Raw genomic sequence first — 9,337 nt, 5'->3', positions numbered from 1 at the left:
GGTCTCATTCCGAACCCGGAAGCTAAGCCCTCCAGCGCCGATGGTACTGCACTCGGGAGGGTGTGGGAGAGTAGGACGCCGCCGGACTCAACGTAGGAAACGCCCACCCCTTTCACGGGGGTGGGCGTTTTCTGTATACCCAGAACAGAAGAAAGAAGGGCCGACCCTTTCCGGGGTCGGCCTTTTTGCGTTCAGTTGCGCTTCTGCGTCGCGTCGCGGATCTCCAGCAGCAGCTTCGCCGAGTCGTTTTCCGCGCGTCCCGGAAACATGGCCAGCGCGAGGCTGCCGTGATCCGCCCAGCCGCACACCGGCATGTCCGTACCGTCGCTCTTGGTCGTGCCGCATTTCATCGTGCCGCCGAGCGGGCCGGCGGGCACCTCGTGCAGCCCGGTTACCGCGCCCTGATCATCGGAGACCAGCTCGAAGGCCGTGTCCAGGTCGCTCTCCGGCGTCCAGATGAGCGTCGTGCCGCCGAAGAATAGGACGTTCTGGCCGTTGCTGTCGGCGTACACGGCGCCGAGGGCTTCGTCCAGGTCGACGTCGGCGGACAGGGCGGTCCGGAGGTAGTCGCCCGTCGACTTGCCGTTGTCGCTGGTGTCGAGCTTCAGGGAGCCGATCTGGGGCGGTGCCGTGAGCGTCGCGTCCTTCTGGGAGGCGATCCGCCACCCGGCGTACCCGATGATCCCGGCACCCGCCAGGCTCACCGCGAGGAGCGAGCCGAGCACGATGGTCTTGGTCCGCGACGGGGGCGCCTTGTCCTCCGATTGCTGCTCGTCCGCCGGCTCGGTGAGGGCGAAAGGCTCCGCAGCGATCTCCACCGGCTCCTGCGCGGGCGGTGGCGTCTGGCCTGGGCGCTCGGACATCGTGCGAGCCTAACAACAGTTATCCACAGCCAGGGCATGCGCCCGCAGCCCACCCGCGCGGGCTCCGTAGACTTGTCGGGTGACCGAAGCGACCGACACCCGTACCCCCGACAGCCGGCCCACCGGTGGCCTCTCCGCTCAGTATCAGCCGGGCGAGGTAGAGCAGCGGCGGTACGAGCACTGGGTATCGGCCGGCTACTTCACGGCGGACCCGGCGAGCGACAGGCCGCCCTTCTCGATCGTCATTCCCCCGCCCAACGTGACCGGTTCGCTGCACATCGGCCACGCGCTCGACCACACCATCCAGGACACGCTCAGCCGCCTCAAGCGGATGCAGGGCTTCGAGGTCCTCTGGCTGCCCGGGATGGACCACGCCGGCATCGCGACGCAGAACGTCGTCGAGCGGCAGCTGGCCGCCCAGAAGCTCTCCCGCCACGACCTCGGCCGCGAGAAGTTCGTCGAGAAGGTCTGGGAGTGGAAGGCCGAGTCCGGCGGCGCGATCCTCGGCCAGATGCGGCGCCTGGGCGACTCCGTCGACTGGAACCGCGAGCGGTTCACCATGGACGAGGGCCTGTCGCGGGCCGTCCAGACGATCTTCAAGCGACTGTACGACGATGAGCTGATCTACCGTGCCAACCGGATCATCAACTGGTGCCCGCGCTGCCTGACCGCGCTCAGTGACATCGAGGTCGAGCACTCCGACGACGACGGCGAGCTCGTCTCCATCCGCTACGGCGACGGGGACGACGCGATCGTGGTCGCCACCACGCGCGCCGAGACGATGCTCGGTGACACCGCGGTGGCCGTGCACCCCGACGACGAGCGTTACAAGCACCTGATCGGGACCGAGGTCGAGCTGCCCCTGACCGGCCGGCGCATTCCGATCGTCGCCGACGAGCACGTCGACCCCAGCTTCGGTACGGGTGCCGTCAAGGTCACCCCGGCGCACGACCCCAACGACTTCGAGATCGGTCAGCGGCACAGCCTGCCGAGCATCACGATCATGGATGAGCGGGCCGTCGTCACCATACCCGGGCCGTTCGAGGGTCTTGATCGTTATGAGGCGCGGCCGGCGATCGTGGATGCGCTGCGGGAGCAGGGGCGGATCGTCGCCGAGAAGCGGCCCTATGTGCACTCCGTCGGCCACTGCTCACGATGCAAGACCACCGTCGAGCCGCGGCTGTCACTGCAGTGGTTCGTCAACACCGGGCCGCTGGCCAAGGCCGCCGGCGACGCCGTGCGAGACGGGCGCGTCGCCATCGAGCCCGCCGAGCTGTCCAAGCGGTACTTCGCGTGGGTCGACAACATGCACGACTGGTGCATCTCGCGCCAGCTGTGGTGGGGCCACCGGATTCCCGTCTGGTACGGGCCGAACGACGAGGTCGTCTGCGTCGGGCCGGACGAGGAGGCGCCGACCGGCGAGGGCTGGCGTCAGGACGAGGACGTGCTGGACACGTGGTTCTCGTCCGCACTGTGGCCGTTCTCGACCATGGGCTGGCCCGAGCAGACCGACACGCTGGCGAGGTTCTACCCGACCAGCGTGCTCGTCACGGGCTACGACATTCTCTTCTTCTGGGTCGCCCGGATGATGATGTTCGGCCTGTACGCGATGGACGGCGTGCAGCCCTTCAACGTGGTCAACCTGCACGGCATGGTCCGCGACGGCCACGGCAAGAAGATGTCGAAGTCGTTCGGCAACGTGGTCGACCCACTGGACTGGATCGACCGGTACGGCGCCGACGCCACCCGGTTCACGCTGGCCCGCGGGGCAAACCCCGGCTCCGACGTGCCGGTCAGCGAGGAGTGGTGCCAGGGCTCGCGCAACTTCTGCAACAAGCTCTGGAACGCGACGCGGTTCGCGCTGATGAACGGCGCCACCGTCGAGGGCGACCTGCCGGCGGCGAGTGAGCTGTCCGCCGTCGACAAGTGGATCCTGTCCCGGCTCCAGCACGTCGTCGGCGAGGTGGACGAGCAGTTCGCCGCGTACGAGTACGCGAAGGTCTGCGACACCCTGTACCACTTCGCGTGGGACGACGTCTGCGACTGGTACGTCGAGCTCAGCAAGCCCGTACTCGCGGGTGAGGATGCCGAGGCGGCCCGGAGCCGGCGCGTGCTCGGGCACGTCCTCGACCAGCTGCTCCGCCTGCTGCACCCGGTGATCCCGTTCGTCACCGAGGAGCTGTGGACGGTGCTGACCGGCGCCGAGACGGTCACGCACGCCGCGTGGCCGGTCGTCGACCAGGCGCTGATCGACGACGCGGCCGAAGAGGAACTGGCCGCGCTGCAGAAGGTGGTCACCGAGGTCCGGCGGTTCCGCTCCGACCAGGGCCTGCGCCCCGGCCAGCGGGTGAGCGCCGCCCTGACCGGGCTCGGCAACGTCGGCATCGACATGCACGAGTCGCTGATCCGGTCCCTGGCCCGGCTCGACCGGCCGGCCGGCGACTTCACCGCCACCGCCACGCTGGCGGTCACCGGCGGCATCACCGTCGACCTCGACACCCGCGGCACGATCGACGTCGCGGCCGAGCGGGCCCGGCTCGAGAAGGACCGCGCGGCGGCCGAGAAGGAAGCGGCGCAGTGCCGGGCCAAGCTCGGCAACGAGGCGTTCGTCGGCAAGGCGCCGGAGCAGGTGGTGGCGAAGATCAAGGACCGGCTCGCCACCGCGGAGGCCGACCTCACCAGAATCACCGCAGCTCTGAAGGGCTTGCCGTCCGCATGAGTACCTACGACGAGGTGCTGGCCGCGCTCGACGGGCGCGGCTTCACCCGCATGGCCTTCGACATCCAGAAGATCCGTGACCTCATGGACGTGCTGGGCAGCCCGCAGCGGGCGTACCCGGCGATCCACCTGACCGGGACCAACGGCAAGACCTCGACCGCCCGGATGATCGACGGCCTGCTGCGCGCCCACGGGCTGCACACCGGCCGCTACACCAGCCCGCACCTCGAGACGGTCCGGGAGCGGATCAGCCTCGACGGCGAGCCGGTGTCCGAGGAACAGCTCGCCACCACGTACGACGAGGTGGCGCCGCTGGCCGAGCTGATCGACAAGCAGGCGCGTGAGCCGCTGACCTACTTCGACATGACCACGGCCATGGCGTACGCGACGTTCGCCGACGCACCCGTCGACATCGCCGTCGTCGAGGTCGGACTGGGCGGCGAGGAGGACGCGACCAACGTCATCGAGGCGGGGGTCTGCGTCATCACGCCGATCGGGCTGGACCACACCGAATGGCTCGGCGACACGATCGAGGACATCGCCTGGGCCAAGGCCGGCATCATCCACCAGGGCGCGACCGTGATCACGGCGGTGCAGACCGAGGAGGCGATGCGGCCGCTGCTGGAACGCTGCGCCCAGGTCGGAGCCACACTCGCCCGCGAGGGCAGCGAGTTCGGCGTGGTCCGCCGCGACCAGGCGATCGGCGGTCAGCTGCTCACCCTGCAGGGCCTCGGCGGCATCTACGACGAAGTGTTCCTGCCGCTCTTCGGCGCCCACCAGGCCCAGAACGCGGCGGTGGCGCTGGCAGCCGTCGAAGCCTTCCTGGGGGCGGGCGCCAACAAACAACTCGACCCCGATCTCGTGCGCGAAGGCTTCGCGACGGTGGACTCACCGGGCCGGCTGGAACGCGTACGCAGCGCGCCCACGATCCTCCTCGACGGCGCCCACAACCCGCACGGCATGGCCGCCACGGTCAGCGCGCTGGAGGAGGAGTTCGCGTTCCGCCACCTCGTCGCCGTGGTCGCGGTCCTCGCCGACAAGGACGTGTCCGGCCTCCTCGACCTGCTCGAGCCGGTAGCGGCCCGCCTCGTCGTGACGCGGAACAGCTCGCCCCGCTCGATGCCCCTCGACGAGCTCGCCCAGATCGCCACCGACATCTTCGGCGAGGACCGGGTCACGGTCGCCGAGACGATGCCGGACGCGATCGAGGAAGCGGTCGTCCTCGCCGAGGAAGACACCGACGGCGAACACAGCGGCGTCGCCGTACTGATCACCGGCTCCGTCGTGACGGTGGCCGACGCCCGGAAGCTCCTCAAGAAGTGACAACGCCGGAGCCGGCGCCCCCTGCGCGGCCGCGTGTCTCCGAGAGTGCGGCGGCGGGTCCTATCGCTGAGGCTGGGGCTGACTCTTTGGTCGCCTCTTCCGGTGACGGTGCCTCTTCCGGGCCGTCTGGTTCCGGGTCTTCTTCCGGGCCGCGTTCCGGGCTGCGGAATCCTCAGGCTGCGGTGCGGGGTCTGGGCTCCGGGACGCTGGCGCTGGAAGCGATCGTGCTGCTTCTGGCGATCCAGCCCATCCGCATCCTCGGCGGTGACCTGGGCAGCTGGGGGATCGGTGTCGTCGTGACGCTCGCGGTCGTGGCGGCGGTGCTGGCCGGCAGCATGCGACGGTCGTGGGCTTGGCATGCCGGGACGGTGCTGCAGGTGCTGTTGCTGGCTTCGGGTTTGCTGCACTGGTCGCTGGCCGCGCTGGGCCTGATCTTCGGTGCGGCGTGGGGTTACGCGACGTACGTACGCCGGACGATTCTGCGCTGAGCGAGCCGCCCTCGGTTGGCCGCGCCGGCCGGTTCACTCCGGGGCGACTGGCTCGACGCGCCCCAAGTCGGGCCGACCTTGCCGGGTCAGCCGATGGCACGCCACTGGGTGATGGCGATGTTGTGGTCGTCGGGGTCGTGGAACGAGGCTGCCCAGAGTTCCAGCTTGTCGCCGCGGTTGACCGGGCGGGGACCGTGTACGAACGCGACGCCCTTGCGCTTCAGTTCCACGTACATGGCTTCGACGTCGCCGACTTCCAGGTTGAGGTGGATCAGGCGGCCCGCTACGGCGGACAGGTCTCGCACCGTACGCAGGACGAGCCGGGTGTCGCCGGACGCGAGGACCGCGCTGCCGGTGCCGGTGTCGATCTCGTAGAAGCCGAGCATCTCCTTGTAGAAGGCGATCGAGCGGTTGAGGTCGGTGACCAGCACCGTGATCCCCACACCATGGATCGCCCCGGCAGCACCCGGGCGGGCACTCGGGTACGCCGTGATCAGCTCGTCGGCGCGGTCGTCCGGTTGGTAACCGCCCTCGAGATCGGACCAGGGACCGCGCCGCTGGCCCTGCTCGGGTACGGCTGCTTGCCCCGTCGAGCGAGGAGCGGGAGGCGGTCCCGCCTCAGGTTTGGGGGCAGCTTCTGCCGGATCGGGAGCTGTTGGTCCGGCGGCCGTCGAACCAGCCGGGCTGCGGGGGGTCGGCTCCGGACGTTGATTCGGGATCGGTGCGCTGCTCGGTGATGACGGCCCGCTTTCCTCGTTCCCGGCCGGGGGTACATCGCGATCTTTGGCGCGGAAGACGCCGCTGAGCGCGGCTACGCCGGCTGCTACCGCCGCGGCCAGGCCCGTTGTTGGCCGGGGCTGGGGCGACGGCTGTGCGGTGGAAGCGGCGACCGCTCCTGCCTGCGGCTCGGGGGACGACGGCGGTACCGGGGACGACGGAGAAGACGGCGGTGCGGAGGAGGGCGGCGGAGAAGGCGGCGGTTCGGAGGAGGGCGGCGGTGCGGCCGGGCCGGTGCTTGCCTCCGGGGTCGCTTCGGGTTCCGGCGCCGGTTCGGGGGTTCGGGGAGCCGGCGCCGGCGAGGTGTCACGAGCGTCGGCGTCGGACGCGCGCTGTTGCCACGGTGGGGGTTCCAGGTCGCCGAGGAGGTCGTCGTCCATCGGCTTCCGGGCTGTGGGAGGAGCCGCTTCCGCATCGAGGATCTGGGCGGCTCTTGTCGCTGCGGCCTGGTCCCGGGGCTCAGGCGACGCCGGGGCCCGCTCCTCGGCCTCGGACGTCGCCGGGGCCTGGTTCTCGGGCTCAGGCGTCGCTGAGGGCTGGGCGCTCGGCTCAGACGTCGGTGTGGGGTGCCGTGAGGGCTCAGACGTCGGCATGGGCTGGCGTGAGGGCTCACCCGCCGTCGTCGGCTGCTGTGCCGCCTGGGTGCTCTCGGCGGCCTGGGTGGTCTCCGTCGGCCGCCTCGCTGCGTCGGCTGGGTCGTCGCTGGTGGCGGGTGGGGCCATGATGCCGGCCGCCATCGACGCCTGGGCTTCGGGGCGGAATTCCGGTGGCGGCTCCGGGTCGCCGTCGAGGGGGAGGTCGATGTCGGTGTCAACGTCTGTCGGGGGGCGGTCGGCTCTGACGGACCGGTTCTCGGGCTCGGGCTCGGCCGCCGCTGCGGTTGCGGAAGCAGCGACAGACCCTCCGGCCGAACCGGAAGGCGAAGACGGCGCGTCGGCCGGCAAGGTCGAGGACTGCGTGTCGGCCGAGGAGGTCGGGGCCGACGGCGTCTCGGCCGTAGACGGGGAAGACGGTGCGTCGGCAGTGGAAGCAGTGGAGGAAGCAGTCGAGGAGGTGGAGGCGGGGTGAGGCTTGGGCCGAGGCTTCGGCCTGGAGTCGGCAGGGCGTGACGGACCGGGCGACGGCGCTGCAGCGGCTGCCGCCGGGTCACCGACCGTCACGCCGCTGGCCGGCGAGGACGGAGAAGGGTCACCGAGCGTCGCGGCGCCGGCCGGTGAGGGCGATGAAGGCGGAGCCGATGACGCGGGCGGAGCGGATGAGGCGTCCGACCTCGCGGGCGTCGGCGGGGGCGGTGGGGGCTCGGTGACGGGTGAGGTGCCCGGAGGCGGCGGTGGTGGGGCGGTGGCGGTCGCCGTACCGGCTCGGCGGGGGAGGGTTTGGCTGTAGTCGCCCTCCACCAGCTGGCCCTCCAGTATCGGGCCTCCCGGCGCGTCCCGGACGATGACCGCTCCCGGCGGCGGTGGTGGCGGGGTGTCCTCGCGGGGTGCCGGTGGCGGGGGCGGCGGTTCGTCCGGGCCTCGGCCCCACTGGCGGTCGCGGGTCACCCATGGGGGCGGGTCCGGGTCGCCGCCCAGGAGGTCGTCGTCGGGGAGGTCGTCCTCGTAGAAGGCCGGGGGTACGGTCGTCACCGCCTGGTTGGCTTCGGCCTCGTCCCAGTCGATTTTCACCCGGCGCATGTCGTCGACGTCGACCGTGACGGGGAGCATGTCGCCTGGTTGGGGCCATTTTGCCACCGGGACTCTCGGGTCGCGGACCATGACCTCCGCTGCGGGCAGGCCCGGGGCGACGATCAGGACCTGGATCTCGGCTCGGCCGTAGATCGAAGTGGTCGGGGGGGCCGAGACGGCTTTGACCTGGGCCGTTCCGGCGACCCAGGCGCGGGCGCCGCGGCGGACCACGTTGACCATGCCGAGGCCGATGGCCAGGGCCAGCATCGCTACGCCCAGGGCGACGATTGCCCAGCTCGACATGCCGAGGCCGAAGACCATCACGAAGCCGGCGATGGTGCCGACGACCGCGGCCACGAGCTTGCGGGCTGGTGCGATCGGTCGGCCGTTCTGGTTCGCCACTGTGGACCTCCCGGGGACTAACCATGAGGTTACGTAGCGTCGGGCACCCGGGGAAAGGCGGTTGCCGCTCGCGGTGTGGAGCGTACCGATAGGCTGATATCCCGGCCGCGTACCCGGCGTGTCGGCTTGTCCCGGAAACCAGGAGGCCTCTCCCGTGTCCACCAGCCCTGCCGAGCGCACGCTCGTGCTCGTCAAGCCCGATGCGCTGCGGCGCGGCCTGCTCGGGGAGATTCTCGGGCGCTTCGAGCGCAAGGGTCTCGTGATCGAGGCGCTCGAGCTGCGCAGCATGGACGCGGGGCTGGCCGACCAGCACTACGCCGAGCACGTGGACAAGGCGTTCTACCCGCCGCTGAAGGAGTTCATGACCGGCGGGCCGCTGGTCGCGGCGGTGCTCTCCGGTGACGAGGTCATCTCCGTCGTGCGCACGCTGGTCGGGGCCACCGACGGGCGCAAGGCCGCCGCCGGCACGATCCGCGGCGACCTGTCGCTGTCCAACCGGGAGAACCTGGTCCACGCCTCCGACTCGCCGGAAAGCGCGCAGCGCGAGCTCGCCCTCTGGTTCCCCAAGCTCTAGCGAGACCGCTCTAGAGGGCCGGGGGCTCGTTCCGGACGGCGATCGAGAGCCGGTTCCAGACGTTGATCGTGGCGATGGCCATGAGCAGGTTGCCCAGTTCCTCCTCGGTGAACGCCTTGGCGGCCGGTTCCCAGACGTCGTCCGGGACGCCGTGCTCGCCGAGGCGGGTCACCGCGTCGGTCAGGGCGAGCGCGGCCCGTTCCTTCTCGGTGAAGAACGGTGCGTCGTGCCAGGCCGCCACCGCGAAGAGCCGCCGCGAGGATTCGCCCTTCTCCAGCGCCTCGCGGCTGTGCATGTCGGTGCAGAACGAGCAGCCGTTGACAATGGACGCGCGCAGCTTGATCAGCTTGTACAGCGTCGGTTCGACGTTCTCCTGGCAGTACAGTTCCATGCCGTACACCGCGCGGTAGGCGCCCGGGGCGACCTGGTCGATGGTCAAGCGGGGCATGTGTTCCTCCAAGTGAGAAGCGTTGTCGCTATGGGGACGAGACAGCCGTCGGCGATGTGACAGCTACCGGGGATTCA

At 70.4% G+C, this 9,337-nt stretch carries 8 protein-coding genes and 1 rRNA gene; 6 read left to right on the top strand and 3 right to left on the bottom strand.

The window, feature by feature from the left end:
- Positions 1-87, top strand: a 5S ribosomal RNA gene (gene rrf, locus AB0368_RS25230); the annotation flags it as partial.
- A gap of 104 nt (positions 88-191) precedes the next feature.
- Here rrf and AB0368_RS25225 read toward each other — a convergent pair.
- Positions 192-863: a hypothetical protein gene (locus AB0368_RS25225; protein ID WP_366156412.1), complete on the bottom strand. Its 672-nt coding sequence runs from the start codon at positions 861-863 to the stop codon at positions 192-194.
- Between the two features lie 79 nt (positions 864-942).
- On the opposite strand from AB0368_RS25225, the gene AB0368_RS25220 reads away from it, so the two are divergent.
- From AB0368_RS25220 to AB0368_RS25210, 3 genes are all read left to right on the top strand, one after another.
- A complete protein-coding gene (locus tag AB0368_RS25220; RefSeq protein WP_366156411.1) occupies positions 943-3,582 on the top strand; it encodes a valine--tRNA ligase in 2,640 nt (879 codons plus the stop codon).
- On the top strand, positions 3,579-4,904 hold the full coding sequence (locus AB0368_RS25215; RefSeq protein WP_366156410.1) for a folylpolyglutamate synthase/dihydrofolate synthase family protein: 1,326 nt from the start codon (positions 3,579-3,581) through the stop codon (positions 4,902-4,904). Before AB0368_RS25220 ends, AB0368_RS25215 begins: the two co-directional genes overlap by 4 nt.
- Before the next feature lie 161 nt (positions 4,905-5,065).
- Positions 5,066-5,392 carry a DUF4233 domain-containing protein gene (locus AB0368_RS25210; RefSeq protein ID WP_366156423.1) on the top strand — a complete coding sequence of 109 codons (327 nt, stop codon included), beginning with the start codon at positions 5,066-5,068 and terminating at the stop codon, positions 5,390-5,392.
- Positions 5,393-5,478: 86 nt separating this feature from the next.
- Here AB0368_RS25210 and AB0368_RS25205 read toward each other — a convergent pair whose 3' ends face one another.
- Positions 5,479-5,835 (bottom strand): VOC family protein, encoded by a 357-nt coding sequence (locus AB0368_RS25205; protein ID WP_366156409.1) that lies wholly within the window; start codon positions 5,833-5,835, stop codon positions 5,479-5,481.
- 1,054 nt (positions 5,836-6,889) lie between these two features.
- Between AB0368_RS25205 and AB0368_RS25200 the strand changes: the two genes are divergently transcribed.
- Complete coding sequence (locus tag AB0368_RS25200) at positions 6,890-7,237, top strand: hypothetical protein (protein WP_366156408.1); 348 nt, start codon at positions 6,890-6,892, stop codon at positions 7,235-7,237.
- A 1,155-nt stretch (positions 7,238-8,392) separates the two neighbouring features.
- Positions 8,393-8,812: a nucleoside-diphosphate kinase gene (gene ndk, locus AB0368_RS25195; RefSeq protein WP_366156407.1), complete on the top strand. Its 420-nt coding sequence runs from the start codon at positions 8,393-8,395 to the stop codon at positions 8,810-8,812.
- A gap of 10 nt (positions 8,813-8,822) precedes the next feature.
- On the opposite strand, the gene AB0368_RS25190 is transcribed toward ndk, so the two are convergent.
- Positions 8,823-9,260, bottom strand: coding sequence for a carboxymuconolactone decarboxylase family protein (locus AB0368_RS25190; protein ID WP_366156406.1), 438 nt, complete (start codon positions 9,258-9,260; stop codon positions 8,823-8,825).
- Positions 9,261-9,337: the final 77 nt, after the last annotated feature.

It is taken from the genome of Actinoplanes sp. NPDC051475 (assembly GCF_040689425.1).
Taxonomy (GTDB): Bacteria; Actinomycetota; Actinomycetes; order Mycobacteriales; family Micromonosporaceae; genus Actinoplanes.
Note: the sequence above shows the minus strand (reverse complement) of the source record. Positions and strands in the feature narration are given on the sequence as shown.